The 17,607-nt window shown below is 72.4% G+C and carries 9 protein-coding genes; 3 read left to right on the plus strand and 6 right to left on the minus strand.

Features of this window, described 5'->3' with window-relative positions; all coding sequences use genetic code 11:
* Positions 1-49: 49 nt before the first annotated feature.
* Positions 50-1,351, minus strand: coding sequence for a cation:proton antiporter (locus WMF27_RS07640; protein ID WP_437944055.1), 1,302 nt, complete (start codon positions 1,349-1,351; stop codon positions 50-52).
* Between the two features lie 655 nt (positions 1,352-2,006).
* On the opposite strand from WMF27_RS07640, the gene WMF27_RS07645 reads away from it, so the two are divergent.
* Complete coding sequence (locus WMF27_RS07645; RefSeq protein WP_437769579.1) at positions 2,007-3,548, plus strand: amidase; 1,542 nt, start codon at positions 2,007-2,009, stop codon at positions 3,546-3,548.
* Between the two features lie 129 nt (positions 3,549-3,677).
* On the opposite strand, the gene WMF27_RS07650 is transcribed toward WMF27_RS07645, so the two are convergent.
* The 5 genes from WMF27_RS07650 to WMF27_RS07670 form a co-directional block, all read right to left on the minus strand.
* Positions 3,678-5,504: a glycoside hydrolase family 44 protein gene (locus tag WMF27_RS07650; protein ID WP_437769578.1), complete on the minus strand. Its 1,827-nt coding sequence runs from the start codon at positions 5,502-5,504 to the stop codon at positions 3,678-3,680.
* 51 nt (positions 5,505-5,555) lie between these two features.
* Complete coding sequence (locus WMF27_RS07655) at positions 5,556-6,917, minus strand: DUF1552 domain-containing protein (RefSeq protein WP_437944056.1); 1,362 nt, start codon at positions 6,915-6,917, stop codon at positions 5,556-5,558.
* A gap of 30 nt (positions 6,918-6,947) precedes the next feature.
* On the minus strand, positions 6,948-8,672 hold the full coding sequence (locus tag WMF27_RS07660; RefSeq protein WP_437769576.1) for a DUF1592 domain-containing protein: 1,725 nt from the start codon (positions 8,670-8,672) through the stop codon (positions 6,948-6,950).
* A gap of 956 nt (positions 8,673-9,628) precedes the next feature.
* A complete protein-coding gene (locus tag WMF27_RS07665) occupies positions 9,629-11,434 on the minus strand; it encodes an adenylate/guanylate cyclase domain-containing protein (RefSeq protein WP_437769575.1) in 1,806 nt (601 codons plus the stop codon).
* A 24-nt stretch (positions 11,435-11,458) separates the two neighbouring features.
* On the minus strand, positions 11,459-13,300 hold the full coding sequence (locus tag WMF27_RS07670) for an OmpA family protein (protein WP_437769574.1): 1,842 nt from the start codon (positions 13,298-13,300) through the stop codon (positions 11,459-11,461).
* A 68-nt stretch (positions 13,301-13,368) separates the two neighbouring features.
* Here WMF27_RS07670 and WMF27_RS07675 point away from each other — a divergent pair, with 68 nt between their 5' ends.
* On the plus strand, positions 13,369-15,828 hold the full coding sequence (locus tag WMF27_RS07675) for a FecR domain-containing protein (protein WP_437769573.1): 2,460 nt from the start codon (positions 13,369-13,371) through the stop codon (positions 15,826-15,828).
* On the plus strand, positions 15,825-17,336 hold the full coding sequence (locus tag WMF27_RS07680) for a serine/threonine-protein kinase (protein ID WP_437769572.1): 1,512 nt from the start codon (positions 15,825-15,827) through the stop codon (positions 17,334-17,336). The genes WMF27_RS07675 and WMF27_RS07680 overlap by 4 nt, the downstream gene beginning before the upstream one ends.
* Positions 17,337-17,607: the final 271 nt, after the last annotated feature.

Here is a 17,607-nt window from a genome sequence, read left to right on the forward strand (position 1 = left end):
GCGCCGCGAGGGACGAGGATCCCGGGCGAATGTCACCTCTCCAGGTCGTTCAGGCGGCTTCCACGGGGAGCGGCTCCTCCTGCTCGACGGCGGCGGCGGCGGCGAGCGTCCGGCGCAGCAAGGGGCCGATGGTCAGGCCCTGCACCACGATGGAGACGACCACCACGACATAGGTGATGGTCAGCACCATCTCGCGCTCCGGAACGAGCGTACCGTCCGCGAGCTTTCCGGGGATGGAGAGCGCGAGGGCCACCGAGACGCCGCCGCGCAGGCCGCCCCAGGTGAGGATGCGGATCGCCCCCGGGGTGAAGACCCTGCGCCTCTTCATGAGGCTCACCGGCAGCGCGACCGCGATGAACCGCGCGAGCAGCACGACCGGAAACGCGAGGAGCCCTGCGAGCAGCGACTGGGCGTCGAAGGCGACGATCAAGAGCTCGAGGCCGATCAAGACGAACAGCACCGCGTTCAGGATCTCGTCCATCAGCTCCCAGAAGTCGTCCAGGTGCTCGCGGGTCTTCTCGCTCATGGCGCCGGCGCGCGCCTCGTTCCCGATGAAGAGCCCGGCCACCACCATGGCGATGGGGCCGGAGACATGGATCGCGTACGCCAGGGCATAGCCGCCCGCCGCGGTCGCCAGCGAGAGCAAGACCTCGACCTTGTAGTCGTCGACCTGCCGGAGCATGGCGAGCGTCACGAAGCCGAGCGCGAGGCCGTACAGCACGCCGCCGATCGCCTCCTGGACGAACAGCAGCGAGAGCCGCTGCAGATCGAGGCCCGACGTCCCCGACGCGATCTCCAGGAGCCCGATGAACGCCACCACCGCCACGCCGTCGTTGAAGAGCGACTCTCCGGCGATCTTCATCTCGAGCTCCTTGGGCGCCCCCACGTGCTTGAGGACCCCGAGCACCGCGATGGGATCGGTGGGGGAGATGAGCGCGCCGAAGAGCAAGCAGTAGACCGGCCGGATGTGCACGCCCATCAGCGTCATCAGGGCGTAGGTCATGCCGCCCACCAGCACGGTGGACATGAGCACACCCCCGGTGGCCAGGATGCCGATGACGACCCGCTGCTTCTTCAGCTCCGCCAGGTTGACGTGCAACGCGGCGGCAAACAGGAGAAAGCCGAGCATCCCCTGCATCAACGTCTTGTTGAAGTCGATGCCATGGAGGTGCTCCTTCGCCTCGGCCTCCACCCGCGGAAACAGCTCTCCGATGGCCACCATGACGAGGGACGTCGTCATCGCGATCAGCATCAACCCGATCGTGGTCGGCAGCTTGAGGACCCGATGGTTGAAGAAGCTGAAGATCGCAGCGAGCGAGAGCAGCGCTGCCGAGACTTGGAATAGATCCATGCTCCCAGGCTTACAGACGGACGCGCGCCGGCGCGAGCGAGGCGCGGCGACGTCCGGATAAAAAGTTGCACGTCAAAGTTTCCCGAGGGAGAAGGAAATCCAAGCCGACTCAAAATGTCAAGCATCGACCGCGGGACCTGCGCCGGGCTGCCCGAAGGCCGGGGGCGCGACAGAGAGCCCCGCCCTGTCGAGGCGGCACGAACGACGCTACTCCTTTCGCTGCAGCCGGCCCGAGCGACCTTCACGGCGGCATGCGCCTGTCGCCGCGCGCCTGAGCGCGCCTCGTCCCTTCTCGGACGTCTGACGACGTGTGTAGACCTCCCGCGGACGCTTTACACCGTCCTACCGAGCGGCGAAATGTGCGTGTGGCTGCGGCAGCTTCACCTCCAGCCTGGTGATGAGACGTGCGCCTCGTCGGCGCCTGCGGCGCCGTTCGCGCCTCCGGTCGAACCTGTGGTCGGCGCCGCAACCGCGCGCGGCGAGCGCCGTAGATGGGTCGTCGGCCGCGGGGCGATGGCGGCCCTTCGATATTACCGGTATCCTGCTGTGCAATGGCTCGTTTCCTGTAAAGGCATCATCTGAACCCGAAGAATCACGGTGTGCGTTTCGCGAGCCGTGCGACGCTGGCTCACGACGCTCCCGTGGGGAGGAGAGCATGAGCGAATCAGCAAACATCGATGACCCGGGCGCTGCCGCGCACACAGGGGAGATCTCGCGCCGCTTCTTCTTGCGGGCGTTCGCCGGGGGCGTGGCGGCCCTGTCGGGCGCATGCGATGGGATGACGCCCGTCGATGCGCCTGCGGCGGAGGCGCTGTCGGAGCTCACGCGGGCGACCGGGGGGCAGCTGGCGGATCTCATCCGCCGGAAGCGGGTGTCGTCGCTCGAGGTCGTGGAGGCGCACCTCGCGCGCATCGCGCAGATCAATCCGCGGCTGAACGCCGTGGTGAAGCTCCGCGCCGACGAGGCGAGAGCCGAGGCGCGGGCGGCGGACAAGGCCCTGGCGAGAGGCAAGCACCTCGGCCCGCTGCACGGCGTGCCGATGACGATCAAGGATTCCATCGATACCGCCGGCGTGGTGACGACCGGCGGGACGACCGGGCGCACGAATTTCGTTCCGGCGGAGGACGCCACCGTGGTCCGGCGCCTCAAGGAAGCGGGCGCGATCCTGCTGGGCAAGAGCAATACGCCCGAGATGACGTGGTCTTACGAGACGAACAATGCAGTGTACGGGCGCACCAACAATCCGTATGGCCTCGACCTGTCGCCGGGCGGCTCCAGCGGGGGGGCGGGCGCGATCGTGGCCGCGGGCGGCTCGCCGTTCGACGTGGGCAGCGACACCGGCGGGAGCATCCGCGTGCCGTCGCATTTTTGCGGGATCGCCGGGCTCAAGCCGACCTCCGGCCGCATCTCGCGGACGGGCCATATCGTTCCGGCGGAGGGGCTGCTCCAATCGTTCACCGTGCTCGGGCCGATGGCCCGCTCGGTCGACGATCTCTGGCTGCTCTTCAGCGTCCTGGCGGGGCCCGACTGGCGCGACGCGGCGCTGATCCCGGCGCCGCTCGGCGATCCGAAGCACGTGCGGCTCAGGGAGCTGCGGATCGCGATGCACACCGACAACGGGATCGCGGCGCCGGACGCGGCGGTGCGCCAGGCGGTGGTGGACGCGGCGGCGGCGCTGGAGGCGGGCGGCGCGCGGGTGGAGTCGAAGAAGCCGGACGCGCTGAGCGACGTGCTCACGATCGACGCGGATATCTTCCGGGCGGACGGCAGCGCCTGGCTGAAGCGGCTCCTGGACCTGGCCGGGACCACGGACCCCGGCGCCGAGGTGGACGCCGCGCTCGCGAGCGAGCCGCTGTCGAGCGGGGAGCTGACCGCGGCGGTCGAGCGCCTGGACGCCTGGCGGGGGCGGATGCTCGGCTTCATGAAGGATGTCGACGCCATCGTCTGCCCGCCGTGTGTCCTAGAGGCGCTGCCCCACGATGCGTGGGTCGAGCACGGGGTCTACGCAGGATTCAGCTACTCGTTCGCTTACAACATGACAGGGTGGCCGGCGGTCGTCGTGCGCGCGGGCACCTCGTCGCGAGGAACGCCGGTCGGCGTCCAGATCATCGGCCGCCCCTTCCGCGAGGATGTCGTCCTCGCCCTTGCCGGCCACATCGAGCGGGAGCTCGGCGGCTACAGAGCGCCGATGATCTGACGGGAGCTCGGTCCGTTCTGCCTTGTCGGTCCGGGGGGCCTCCGCGGGCCCCAGCCCAACCCGTGTCGGGTCTCCGCATTTCTCGACGGGGCTTATCTCGACGACGCTCCGGACGAGGGGGGGACGCGACTACCGGGGGACCAGCACCGACACGCTGTGGGCCGGCATCGCGTAGGTGAAGGCGTTCGTGGCGCGCGGCGCAATCGGATCCGCAGGCACGAGATCGGCCTTGGCGGACGTGAGTTGCCACGCGTCGATGGCCGTGTAGCTCTCGTGGGCGGCGAGGGTCACCGCGGCCGTGAGCGGGGCCGTGGTCTTGTTGATGGCGACGAGGACCATGCGGCTCGGATCGGCCTCGTCGATGCTCGCGTACACGGTGGCCTTGGCGACGTCGCTCGTCTCGGCGCGGACGGACGTATCGCCGAAGCGCGCGCCCTGCCCGTCGTAGCTCGTGAAGGCGCGCACGCCGGCCCGGAGCATCGAGACCTCTTCGCCCGGATCCCAGATCGTCGCGAGGAACACGCCCTCGCGGCCGAAGACGCCCAGGGCGTCGGCCTGCGCGATCGCGCCGGAGATGTGGTTGCCGCCGCCGTAATTGTACTCGGTGATACCGATGGCGGTGCCCGGGTAATGGGCGTCGATGAGGCCCTGGACCCAGGGGATGAGCTTGATCGGGCCCTTCACGACGTCCTTCGCGATCCAGCTGTCCTCGACGAAGGAGGGATCCCAGAGCGAGCGCGGCGCCTGGACGCGGGCCTCGACCGACTGGGGGGACGCATCGGCGCCGATGATGCGCTCGCCGTTCGCGTAGATCTCCGTGTACCAGTGCAGATCGAGCACGTCGACCAGGCGGCGCCCCTCGCTCATCTCCGCGTCCTTCATGGCGTCGAGCCAGTACTCGATGAAGTTTCCGTCCGCGTCGGGCGCGCCCTGCAGGCTGACATAGCCCGAATACCCGTACGAGACGAAGCCGGTGACGAGCGCGTTCGGCGCGACGTCCTTGATCGCGGACGCGAACTCGATGTTCTTGTCGACGAGCTCGGCGTAGCGCACCGGCTCCGGGTGGATGCGCTCGTGGCTGTGGTTCCAGAGATCGGGCTCGTTGTCGAGGGAGAACAGGACGCGCGCGACATCGCCCTTGAACGCGTCGGGGAAGGTCTGCTTCATCCAAGCGACGAACTCGTCCTGGTACACGGCGCGATCGTTGAGATCGGGAGACGACGAGAAGGGGGCGTTCTTGCGCGCGATCGTGGGGTGGAAGCGGGTCTGGAGGTAATTCGGTGTCTTGTTGACGTCGCCGTCGCCTTTCTTGTCGGCCGCGACATACCCGCAGATCGGGGTGGTCGCGATGAAGGCGGCGCCGTGCGACAGCGCGGCCTCGGTGTGCACGCGCACCGCCTCGCCGGGGACGTCGCCGCGGGCGCTGTTCCCGACGAGGTACGCGTCGTTCTGGTGCATGTAGTCCGAGCCGGCGTTGGAGGCGTTGTTCTCCCAGTTGTACGCGGTCATGCGGTTGCCCCCCATGCGCACGACGGTGGTGCCGCGCTGCTCGCCGTCCAGGTCTTCGGCCCAGTTGGCGCCGTAGATGAGCCGGCTGATGGGGCGCACGTCCCGATCGGCGCGCACGGCGAAGGTGACATCACCCGCCCCGGGATCGCCGGGCTCGACGAGGTTCGCGGGAGGATGGCCGCCGGACCCGCCCTGACCGCTGCTGGCCGTGCCGGTGCCGCCGCCAGAAGCGCCGGCGCCGCTGCTAGAGGCGCTGGCGCTGCCGCCAGAGGCGCCAGCGCCGCTGCTGGCCGTGCCGGCGCCGCCGCCAGAGGCGCCAGCGCCGCTGCCGGAAGGGCCGGCGCCGCCGCTGTCAGCAGAGGAGGTGCCGCCGCCGCAGGCGAGGAAGGTGGCAGATGCGAGGAGGACCAGGGTGGCGTGCAAGAAGGGAGCGTGTCGAGAAAGCATGCGGTGCATGGGACTCCATCCGCCGCGGGATCGCGGCGCGTGCTGGCGCGGTCAGACCTGGATGCCCGCGAGCGGCGACGTGACCCGCCCCGCGTCGATGCCGATCTCCGTCACGTTCAAGCCCATGATCTGGGCGATCGTCAGGAGCGCCTTGCTCAGGTTGTCGCCGGGGAAGTTGCGATGCTCGTCGCCGCGCAGCCGGCCTCCGGCCTTCCCCGCGAAGAGCACCGGCCATTCCGTCCTCGTGTGCACCTTGCCCCACGCGGTGTCGGAGGTGACGTACACGAGCGAGCTGTCGAGCAGGTTCGAGCTGCCGTGCGGCGTGTCCTTGAGCTTCGTCAAGAACTCGTTCAGGCAGCGCATCGTGTACATCACGCCCTTGTCGACGCGAGGCTGACTCGATTGATCCCCGGCATCTCCGTGGCAGATGGTGTCGTGAAAGTCGTCGTTCATGTCCTGCGCGAGGTGCCGGTAGTAGACGTGCGCGGCGGGCAGCGAGAACATGAACGAGAGCACGCGGGTCCTCTCGCAGGCGAGCGCGAGCGCTGAGAGCTCGACCATGGCGGTGTTCACCGCAGGGGGCGCCTCGCTCTGCGCATCCTTGCCGGCAGTGGGGGCCGTCGGGCTCTTGCACGCCGCCGTCGGACCGCCGCCGGACGGCGTGGTCTCGAGGCGCTGCTCGATGGCGCGGATCGACTCGAGGTGCTGCTCGATACGATGCCTGTCGGCCGCCCCGAGCCGCTGCTTCAGGCTCGCGCCGTCCTGCAGGACGGAGTCGAGCACGCTCTTCCGGACGTTCGCGAGCTTCGTGGCCTGATCCGCGCCGTCGTCGCTGGGCTCGGGCAGGCCGCCCATGAACAACCGGTTGAACACGGCCTTCGGATCGAACTCCGGGTTGTTGCGCGCGTTCGGCCCCCTGTGCGAGACCGTATGCAGCGAGTCCGGAGGGCCGTTCGGCGTCGCCGGCGTCACCCCCACCTCGAGGGAGCGGTACGGCGCCCCGTCCGAGATGGCGTTCGCGACGACCTGATCGATGGACGCGGCCCGCACGGCGTTCCCGCTGAGCGGCGCGCCGGTCGTGGCCCCCGCCGACCCCGTGGGGTGCTCGACGCCCGAGACCACGGTCTTGTTCTCGAGGCCGCTGATCACCGTGAGATACGACTTGAGGTCCGCGAGCGGCTGGAGCTGGGGGCTGAGGTCCCAGGCCTGACCGGAGCCCGTGCGCGTCGGCTTCCAGAGACCGGGCAGCGTGCCGTTCCCGAAGAACCACGTGACGTAGAGCGGCGACACCGGGGTCTTCGTCTGAGCGTGCGCCGTGCCGCTCTCGTTCAGCATGATCTCGAGCAGCGGGAGCGGGATGGTGACGGCGGCGCCCGTCGCCAGAATGCCCCGGAGAACAGTTCGTCGGCTCAAAGCTTTGTTCGTCATTGGGGGGACCTGCGATCAGGGTTGGGGGGCGACGGACGAGAACGCGTCGTTGGTCACGACGTCGAGGACCAGCTCGCGCAGCTGGTACCCCGACCCTTCGAACGAGGCGGTCAGCGCGTTCAGCACGCGCTTGTCCACCTTTCTCTCCTCGTGCCCCGCTGCGTACATGTAGTACTTGCGGACGAGGCACTCCGCGACCGAGGCGTCCGCGCTGAGGGTCATACCGAGCGCGCGCGCGTCGGCGACCGGCACCCCGTCGAACTCGCCGCTCGGGTCGATCGGCAGGCCGTGGTCGGTCGTGCGGAAGCGGCCAATCGCGTCGAAGCTCTCGAGCGGCAGGCCCAGCGGGTCCATGAACGAGTGGCAGCCGGCGCAGGCGGGCTCGGTCCGGTGGATCTCGAGGCGCTGACGCTTCGTCAGGGGCTTGTCCGCGGGCGGCTCCGGCAGCTCGAGGGCGACGTTGCCGGGGGGCGGCGGGATGGGCGTGCACATGAGGGCGTCGCGCATGAACTTGCCGCGCAAGGTGGGAGAGCCCTCCTTCTGGTTCGCGAACTGCGAGAGGAAGCCCGCTTTGCTGAGGATCCCGACGCGCGGGCCGTCCGCGGGCAGCGAGCGGACCTCGAAGGCACTCGAGCCGAGGCCGGCCGTGTCGAGACCGTAGACCTGGGCGAGCTCGCTATTGACGACGACCTTCGTGGTCGAGAACAGGTCGAGCGCGCTCGCGCGATCGTCGAACGCGAGGACCTCCCAGGTGCCTCGCATGTCGCGGACCATCGCCGCTTGCAGCGCGGGGCTGTACTCCGGAAAGAGCGCCGCGTCTTTTGCCTGCGTGCTGATCCGATCGAGCCGCATGTACTCCTCGGCGAAGGCGCCGACCGCCTCGCGCCCGGCAGGCGCCTCGAGCAGCCGCGTCGCCGCCGCGCGGATCCCCTCCACCGTTCCGAGCGCCCCGCTCGCGGCCTCGTCGAGCAGCTCCTGGTCCGGCAGGCTGTTCCACAAGAGGAACGCGAGCCGGGACGCCGTCTCGTAGCCCGTCAAGCGGAGCGAGCCGTCGGCGCTCGGAGCGCCGAGCTCCGGGCGATACAGGAAGTTCGGAGACGTGAAGAGGGCCACCGTCGCCCAGCGGGCCCCCTCGACGGCGCTCTCGAGCTCGGCCGCGGCCTTCGCGGCGACGGCCGCCAGCCGGTCGACCTCGGCGGCCTCGAGCGGGCGCCGCCACGCACGGCGCCCCTGCGCCTCGATGAAGCCGCGCACGCAAGCGTCGTCCTCCGCTCCGCTGGGCGCGCAGCCGATGAACCGGTCTCGCCTCGCGGGATCCGCGAACACCGCGTCGACGGCGCCCTCGATCGCCGCGTGGTACTGCTCGACGCCTCGCTCCGAGGTCACGACGGTCGCGGCGCCGATGACCGCAAAGTTCCCGTTCCAGCTGTCGGCGTCGAGCTGATGGATATCGACCTCGACGCCCAGCATGTCGCGCACGGCGTTGCGGAACTGCGTCCTCGTCAGGCGGCGCAGCATCCCGGCCGCGGGTTGGAACGCCGGCGGGTCCGAGCCCGTCGGTGATCCGTCACCTCCGACACCGCCTCCGACATCGCCTCCGACATCGCCTCCGACAGAGGATGACCCAGCGCCCTCCGTCGTGTCACCCAGCGCGCCCGTGCACGCGGCCACGAACGCGAGCGCGCAAACGGCGGCGACTTCTCTCGAGAAATGGAGCTCGTGCCACGACGGCTTCTTCATCTTGCTCTCCGATGATGCAACGCGGTGACACGGCGGTCCGTGCCCAGGATTTCTCGACCTCCGTCGAAACGACGAGGTCTGTGGTGTCCTCCGGTGGCTCACCCTCGGCAAGAACACCAAGCACCATCGCTCGGCCATCGCTCTCGCGGCGGTCGGGCGAACGGCGCGCTGGAATCGACAAGAAATCGATCGGATGACGAAGGGCGCGGTGCGCAGGGCGACCCGCCCATGCACGAAGCTGAAGGATACCCCTTCAACCAAATGTGAACGATCACATTGCCGAGGTCAACGCCAATCGACCGGTCCGCGCAACTCCGCGAGGCCGAGGGAAAGCAGGGCTGGCGAGCTCCTCCGGATCGCTGCGTCAAGAGGGCGGGCGCCGGCCGCCGCGATCGCGCGAGGTGCGCCTTGCTGCGCGGCGTCGATGTCCTCGCTCGGATCCCCGTCGTCCTCGCCCATGCCCATGCCCTGGGTCGCGAGCCACGTTGTTACGCCGGCGTTCCCGCCATGGAGCGGGGGGCGCTCCCTCTGCGAGGGACGTCGCCGCCGGCCCGGAGATCTCCCGGGGCGTGGCCTCCCTCGGGCTGGTCGATCGGAGCTGATGCCGGTATTGTGAACGTTCACAAATGGCGGAACGATGTCCTTTGGCTTCGACCTGGATGGAGTGTGCACGTCGTTCGAGTGTCCGGATGAGCGACATCCCCTCCGCTGGTGCGCTCGACGAAGGGGGCATCGGCGTTATCCAAGCGCGGGTAGTGCTGTCATTACGAGCTTGGTTGACACCGATGGGTGGGTACTTTGGCTGAAGGCGGGGCTTTTTTGAGCCGCCAAGGCGTCATGAGACGCTACAAACACAGAAATCTCGGCGTTTCATGGGGTCTTGGCGGTGGCATCCTTCCGGCAGGGCGGGGGAATTCCCACCATCCGCTGGCGGACGCGGGCGCGCTGTGCCCGCTTCAGTCCGGATCGAGCGCGTACACGGCCGTCGTCGTCTTTCGCCCCGTGAGGTTGCGCTCGCCCAGCGGGCGCAGGGGGAAGGCGTCGCCGGTGAGGTCCCTCGTCGCCGCGGAGACCAGCACCTGGTTCGGCGCCGCGATCGCCTCGAGCCGCGAGGCGACGTTCACCACGTCGCCGATCACCGTGTACTCCATCCGCTTGTCAGAGCCGATGTTGCCGACGATCGCCTCGCCGGAGTTCACGCCCACGCCGAGGCGGACCTCGACGTCGTACCGCTCGCGCCACTCCTCGTTCGCCGTCTCGAGGAAGCGCATCATGTCCTCCGCGGCCGCGAGCGCGCGGCGCGCGTGATCCTCCTGCGCGATCGGGGCGCCCCAGACGGCCATGACGCAATCGCCGATGAACTTGTCGACCGTGCCCCCGTGCCGGAACACGATCTCGGTGAGCATCGAGAAGAGCTCGTTGAGGAGGGCGACCATCCGCTCGGCGTCGCGCGACTCGGCGAGCGGCGTGAAGCCGACGACGTCGGCGAAGAGCACCGACACGGCCGCACGCTTGCCGCCGAGGGCGAGCGGGTGCTCGCCCCGCACGATCGCGTCGACGACGGCCTTGTCCATGAACCGGCCGAGATCGCCGCGGAGCTTGGCCTCCCGGGCGATGTCCGCCTCGCCCTGCTCGAGGTCCTGGGCCATGCGGCCGAGGGAGGTCGTGAGCTCGCCGATCTCGTCGCGCCGCCCCCTCAGCGCGTCGCCGAGCGCGATCTCGCGCCAGCGCCGGGCGCCGATGAGCCGCGCCTGCGCGACGAGGTGCAGGATCGGGCGCGTCACGTGGCGGGCGGTGACGAGCGCGAGGGCGAGCGCGAGGACGAGCGCGCCCGCGGCGACGGCGACGCCGCGGCGCCGCATCTCGTCGAGCGCGGCGAAGGCCTCCGGCTCGGGACGCCAGATCGCGACCGCCCAGCCGAGATCGGGCACCGTCTCGATGGCGCCGATCATCCGCTGGCCGGCCTCGTCGTGCGGGGCGAGCACGCCGATCCTGTCGTTCAACCCCGCGCCCGGGGGGAGGTTGCGCCAGATCGGCAAGGACGAGACGTCGCTGCCCGGCGCGACGCCCGGCACCCCGAACGCCGCGATCGCCTGGCGGTCGTGGCCCGCGATGAGCAGGCGCACCGAGCGGCTCCCGAGGCGGCGCCCGGCGATCACCTCGAGGTCGAGCCCGAGCATGTCGAGCGGCACCTCGGCGACGACGTAGCCGGCCGGGCCGCCCGGGGGAGGCGGCGCCGCGGCGCCGGCGCCGGCGCCCGGCGCGGCGCCAGCGTCGCCGGCGGGCCGCACGCGGGCGACGAGGAGGCCGCGGGCCGGGCCGATCACGCCGAAGCCGACGCCTCGCTCGTCAGCGAGCTGGCGCAGCGCGGCCGGCGCGGCGGGGACGTCCGCGTCGGACGACGCCTTGCGGATCACGGTGCTGATCCCCGCGCCGGGCACCTCGAGCCGCACCGCGCCGACGAGCCCGCGCGTCGCGACGAGGGCGCGCACCGACGCGACCGCGTCCTCGTCCCGGATGGCGCCGCCCGCGGCGTGGCCGAAGATGGCCGCCGCCGCGACGGCATCGCTCTCGACGTCCCGGACGAGCTGCATCGAGGTCGAGGCCACCTCGGAGAGGATCGCCGTCTGCATCCTCTCCTCGGAGGTCCGCACGGCGCGCTGGTTCACGTCGATGAGGAGCGTCACGGCGACGGCCACGGGGACGAGCGCGATCGCCGTGAAGAGCGCGATCGCCTTCATCTTGAGCGAGAACGCCCTCACGTGGAGGCCTCCGCGGGCGACGCGTCACTCAAGAGGGCCGTCCTTCCAGCCGGCCGCGCCCTCGTCGGTGCGCTTGCGGATCTGGAACTCCACCCTGCGGTTCTTGGCCCGGCCGTCCGGGGTGCGGTTGTCGGCGAGGGGGCGGCGCGCGCCGAAGCCGCGCGCTTCGAGGCGGCGGGCGTCGATGCCGTGCGCGGTCAGCCACGCGACGACGGCGAGCGCGCGGCGCTGCGAGAGGCTCAGGTTCGCCTGGGCGGCGCCCTGGTTGTCCGTGTGGCCGTCGACCGCGACCCGGGCGATCTCGGGGTGCTCCTCGAGGACGGCCGCGACCTCGGAGAGCAGCTCGAAGCTCTCCGGCTCGATCTCGGCCCGGCCGGTCCGGAACTGGACCTGCTGCAGGATCACGATCTGCGAGCCCTCGATGCGCACGGCGAACGGGCAGCCGTGCGTCGCGCGATCCTCGCTCGGCCTGCCGCGCTCGTAGGGGCAGGCGTCCGCAGCGTTGGGGATGCCGTCGCCGTCCGTGTCCGCGGGGCACCCGTGCCTCGACGCAGGTTGGGACCCCGCGTTCGCGGGTCCCTCGGGCGTGGGTTGGGACCCCGCGTTTGCGGAGGGCTCGGACGTGACCCCGGACCCCGCGCCGCCCGGTCCCGCGCCGGCGGCCGCGCTGCTGACCCCCGGCACGTCCGGGCAGCGATCGTCGACATCGTAGATCCCGTCGTCGTCCCGGTCCGGCGGGCAGCCACGGCGGAACGCCGATCGGGCGCCCGCCGCCGCGGCCGGCGGGCGCGCCTCGCCGATGACCCGGGGGCAGGCGTCCTCCGCGTCGGGGACCGAGTCCCCGTCGAAGTCGGCGGCCGGAGGCGCGGCCAGCGCCGCGCCGCGGGCGCCCGTCGTCCCGGTGGACGCGCCGGCGATGGCCGAGGGGGCGGCGGCGGGGGGCGCCGGCGGAACGACGTCCGCGGCGACGCCGAGCGCCGCGAAGAAGCGCGCCTTGGGTGTGCCGGGCAGCCGCCCGAAGCCAGGGCCCGCGCCCGCGTCGAGCGTGAGGGGGCCGAGCGACCAGCGCGCGGTGAGCAGGAGCTCGCCCCCCGCGCGGCCCGGGACCGCGAGCGCCGACCCCTCGCCGGCGGCGGCCCAGACGGAGAGCTCCGACCCGAGCTGCAGCGGGCCTTTGCGGACGCCCGCGCCCGCGGAGAAGAGGACCTCGCTGCCCGTCAGGCTGTCCGCCGAGGCCTTCTGGAACCGGCCCCCCGCCGAGGCCGACCAGCGGAAGCCCGGGTGCTCGGCCCCCACGATCACCCGCGGCGCGTAGCGCACGGCGCCCGCGCCGGCGAACGCCGCCTCGTCTCCCGTCGGCAGCCAGACGGAGAGCCCGAGCGCCGCCGCCGGCCGGGGCCCCTCCTGGGGCAGGAGCATCACCCTCCCTCCCGCCTGGAGATCGCCGAGCGTGGCGCCGCCGGCGGGCGCCGTGACCCGGATGCCCCCGAGCGCGCCGGACGCGCCGCCCTGATCCAGCACGAGCGGCGCGTCGAGATCGAGCTTGATCCGGCGCAGGAGCTCGACGCTCGCGAGCGCGTGGAGGAGCGCCTGCCGGCCCACCCACGTGACCGACCCGGCAGGCGCAGTCCCGCGCAGGCTGAGGGGTTGATGAGAATAGGAGAACAGAAGTCCGACCGCGGGCCGGAGCTCCCCCGATACGCCGGCAGAAGGGACAGTGGATAGCCCGTCGCCCGCGGGCGCGGGAGCGAGCCTGTCGAGCGCTGTGGCCTCCTGCGCTGCGGCCGGCATGGAGGCCGTGGCCGCGGCGACGAGCAGCGGGGAGGCCAGGAGGGGCGCGATGACGCGCGCCGACCAATACGCCATCGGTCTGCTCGTATCCTATTGCCTGGTCCCTTGCAACGCCGATCTCGATCCGGTAGCGTGCCGCTGCCGTGGCACCGTCAAATGGCCAGTCCGTCGCTATCGCGGTGCTCCTCGGCTGCGCCACCCATGCTGCGATCCACGTCGGATACGCCGGCTTGGCGAGCGCCGGAGAGCCGACGCCCGGATATCCGGAGGCGGTCATTCAATGGGGCGTGCAGGCGGGAGAGACCTGCGACGACATCGCGGCGGTCCTCTACGGCTCATCCAAGCATGCAGGGCTGATCCAGCGGTACAACCGCGTCGCGTGCGGCCCGGGCACGACGCTCGCCGAGGGGCTCACGCTGGTCCTCCCGGCCGAGGTGACGTCGATCCCCGACGCGAAGCTCCGGTCGATGCACCCGGACGTGCGCGCGCGCCCGGCCGGCGGCGCCTGGTCGCCCGCGGCCCAGGGGATGCCCCTGCTCACGAACTCGAGCGTCAACACGCTGGATGAGGGGAGGGCAGATATCGAGTTTGTGGATCGGACTCGGGTGCTCCTCGCGCCGAATACGCTCGTCGTCATCTACGGCACGGCGAGCCGAGCGCGGGTATCGAAGACGCCGCCCGCGGCCGTCGAGCTCGCGGACGGCGAGGTGAAGGCCGCGCTCGCCGCGCTGCGGGGCCAGTCGGTCGAGGTCGCCGCGAGCGGGGGCGGCCGCGTGAGCGCGTCGTCGCGGGACACGGTGGTGCAGCGGCGCGGGGAGCGGACGACGGTCGCGGTGTTCGACGGCAAGGCGGGCGTCACGTCGGGCGGCCTCTCCGTCGTGGTCCCGAAGGACCACGGCACCCGGTTCGTGGGCAAAGCGCCGCCCGCGCGCCCGCGCCCGCTGCCGGCGCCGGTCGAGTGGACGACCGCGGACGCCGCGCAGATCGCGCTCGCCCCGGAGGGGCTCGGCGTCCTGTCGGCGTCGTGGAAGCCGGCGCCCGCCGCGGCCGGCTACCGCGTCGAGATCGCGCGCGACCCGGAGTTCAACGATCTCGTCGCCCGCGAGGAGGTGAAGCCGGACGTCCTGTCGTTCCGCGCGGAGAAGATGCCGGCCGGCGCCTATTTCCTCCGGGTCCGGGTCGTCGATCGCGAGGAGTACCTGGGGGTGGGGGCGGTGCGCAGGTTCCACCTCGTCGCCGCGCGGGCCGCCGGGGGCGTCGTCCCGGCGGCGCAGGAGATCACCGCGAACCCCTACGGGATCGTCGAGCTCACGCCGTCTCCCGCGCTCGAGCTCTCGCTCGACGACGGCCCGTTCGGCCCCGTCCCCGAGCGCATCGATCTGCTCCAGCGCGCCCCGCGCGCGCTCCGCCTGCGCGAGCGCGGCAGCGCGGTTCCGGGCGCGGCGACGTCGCTCCCGGTCCGGTACACGAAGGTGGGCGCGGTGGTCTCGGTCTCGGTCGCGCGCGCGGCGGCGACGGCGCCGGGCGGGCCGGCGCTCGAGGCCCGGGTCGAGCTCGAAGGGCTCGCCGGGGTCGACGTCGCGCGGCGGGTGGCGCCGCGGCTCTTCGCCCACCTGCCGGGGGGGGTGCGCTCCGTCGCGCTCGCCGGCGGCGATCGCGGCGGCGCCCTGACGGCGCGGATCCCGCTGCCCCGGGAGGCGCTGCGCCCCGGCGCGCCGCTGCGCGTCCGGCTCGACGTCGCCGACGGCCGCGGCGGCGTGATCGGGACGAGCGACGTCGAGCTGCCCGCCGCGCCGGAGGCGCCGAGCGCCGCGCCGCCGCCTGCGCCCCCGGCCGCGCCCGTGCTGGGCGCGTACCTCCCGCTCCTCCCGATGTCCGGGGTGGCCGACGGGCTCTGGCTCGCGCCGACGCCGCCCTCGGTCGTCGCCGTCGGCGCGGCCGCGGCGCGCTCCGGGGGCGGCTGGGTCGCCGCGGGGCAGGTGCGCGCGAGCGGCGCGATCGGCCCGCTGGGCCTCGACGTCGCGCTCCGCTCGAACCCGGCCGGTGAGGGGGATGGCGCGGGCGCGGGCAGCACCGGCTGGTTCGGCGCGCGCGCGCGTGTCCTGCGCCTCGGGCGCTCGGAGATCGAGCTCGGCCCCACGCTCCGCCTGGGCGTGCCCATGGCCGACGGGAGCCCGCCTCTCCGCATCGAGCCCGGGATCGCGCTCGGCGGCGCCTCGGGCCGGCTCACGTGGGTGGCCGATGTCGGGGCCCGCATCCGCGCCTCGGGCGACGGCGCGGCGGTGGGCGCGGGCGAGGGCGCGGCGGGGGGCGACGGCGAGGCGGCGGGCGGCGAGCCGGCCACGCCGGACGTGCAGGGCTTCCTGCTGGCGGGGGCGACGGCGGATCCGGCGCCGTGGCTCCGGCTGCACGGCGCGCTGGATCTGCACCTCGTCCACCGGGAGGTGAGGGCGGACGACGTGCTCGGCGGGCTGTCGGCGGGCGTGGAGGCGGGCGGCGCGCTCTTCGGGGCGCTGTCGGTGCGGGTGAGCCCCTGGCGCGACGAGGGCGAGGGCCCGGTGACGGCGCAGATCGCGGTGGGCTTCCGCGCGGCGTCGCCGTGAGCGCGGGCGACGGCGAGCGCCCGCCGCCGGACGGGGACCCCGACCGCACCGTGCTGAAGGGCCAGCGGGCGCCGGACGGGCGGGCGCCCGCGCCTCGACCGCGCGCCGACCGCTTCGCGGCCGCGGAGACGCTCCTCCCGGACGAGCCCGGCGCGGGCGCGCCGCAGCGGGCGCGCGCCGGGCGGGTCCTCGGCGGGAAGTACAACCTCGTGCGGCTGCTCGGCGCGGGCGGGATGGGGGAGGTCTACGAGGCGGAGCACGTGCTCCTCGGCGTTCCGGTCGCGGTGAAGACGATGCACCCGCACGTCGCGATCCTCCCGGAGAGCCGGCGGAGGTTCTTCCGCGAGGCGCGCGCCGCGTCGCGGCTCGTGCACCGGAACGTGGTCAAGGTGCTCGACCTCGGGGGCGACGAGGACGACGGCGACGGCTCGATCTACCTCGTGATGGAGCTGCTCAAGGGGCAGTCGCTCGGCGCGCTGCTCCGGGCGTCGCGCGAGCTGCTGCCGCTCGCCGAGGTCGCGGCCCTGTTCGCGGACATCCTCGACGGCGTGGGCGCCGCGCACGCGAGCGGCATCGTCCACCGCGACCTCAAGCCGGAGAACGTGCTGCTCGCCGAGCAGGACGGAGGACGCGTCGCCAAGGTCGTCGACTTCGGCCTGGCGCACCTCGACGACCCGCTCGACGCCGGGCCGACGCTCACCTCGAAGGACATGGTCGCGGGCACGCCGGAGTACATGAGCCCGGAGCAGTGCCGCTCGCTCGCGGTGGGCCCGAGCACCGATCTGTACGCGTGTGGATGCATTCTTACAGCGATGTTGCAGGGAACGCCGCCGTTCGTCGGCCTCCCTGCGGTGGAGCTCATGGCGATGCACATGTTCTCGATCCCGCCGCCGCTGCGCCGGCCGCCGGGGGCTCCGCCGGTCCCGCCGCTCCTGGAGCGGCTCCGGCTGGACCTCCTGGCGAAGCTGCCGGAGAAGCGCCCGGAGAGCGCCGCGGCGGCGCGGTCGCGGCTCGACGAGGCGATGTCGCGGGAGGCCGAGGCGCGGCGGCTGCCCGCGCGCAAGGCGGACGCGCCGCGCGGCGACCGGGCGGAGCGGGCGCAGGCCTGGCCGGACGGCGAGACCGCGCAGCTCGCGCCCGTGCCGGAGCGCACCGTCGCGCTGCTCCGGCTCGCGCCGGCGGGGCAGGGGCTCAGCGAGGCGTGCGAGATCGGGCTCGACGCGCAGGGGATCCACCTCGCCGAGGTGCCGGACGCCGCCGCGCTGCTCGAGGCGGGGCTCGGCGTGGCGGTGATCGACGCCGGCGCCGACGTGGAGGCCGCGTGCGCGCTGCTCGAGGCGCTCGGCCGCGCGGCGCCCGGCGTGCGCGCCGTCGTGTGCGCGTCCGGGCTCTCCTCGGACCGGATGAACGCGCTCGTGGCGGCGGGCGCCGCGGACGTGGCGCGTTATCCGGTCGCGCCGGACGCGCTGTCTCGCAAGATCGCGCGGGTGGTGCGCCGGGGGCGCTAGTTCCGCCCGCCAGAAGTCCGGCCAGCGATCTGGGGAGAGATTTCAACGCAAAGGCGCAAAGGCGCAAAGCCGCAAAAGAGAACAGATTCTTTGCAGGTTTGCGCCTTTGCGCCTTTGCGCCTTTGCGTTGAAATCTTTCTCCCCTCGTGACACCGGTACCTGGCAGGAGCTCTGACCCGAGGTACCAGCGCCGCGTGTCAGAGAGCGCGCCAGGAAAATCGCTCGGTGATGCGCGGTAGCGAGAAGGTATCGCAGGGACGCCGCCGGCGCG

It is taken from the genome of Sorangium sp. So ce281 (assembly GCF_051527395.1).
Classification (GTDB): domain Bacteria; phylum Myxococcota_A; class Polyangia; order Polyangiales; family Polyangiaceae; genus Sorangium; species Sorangium cellulosum_B.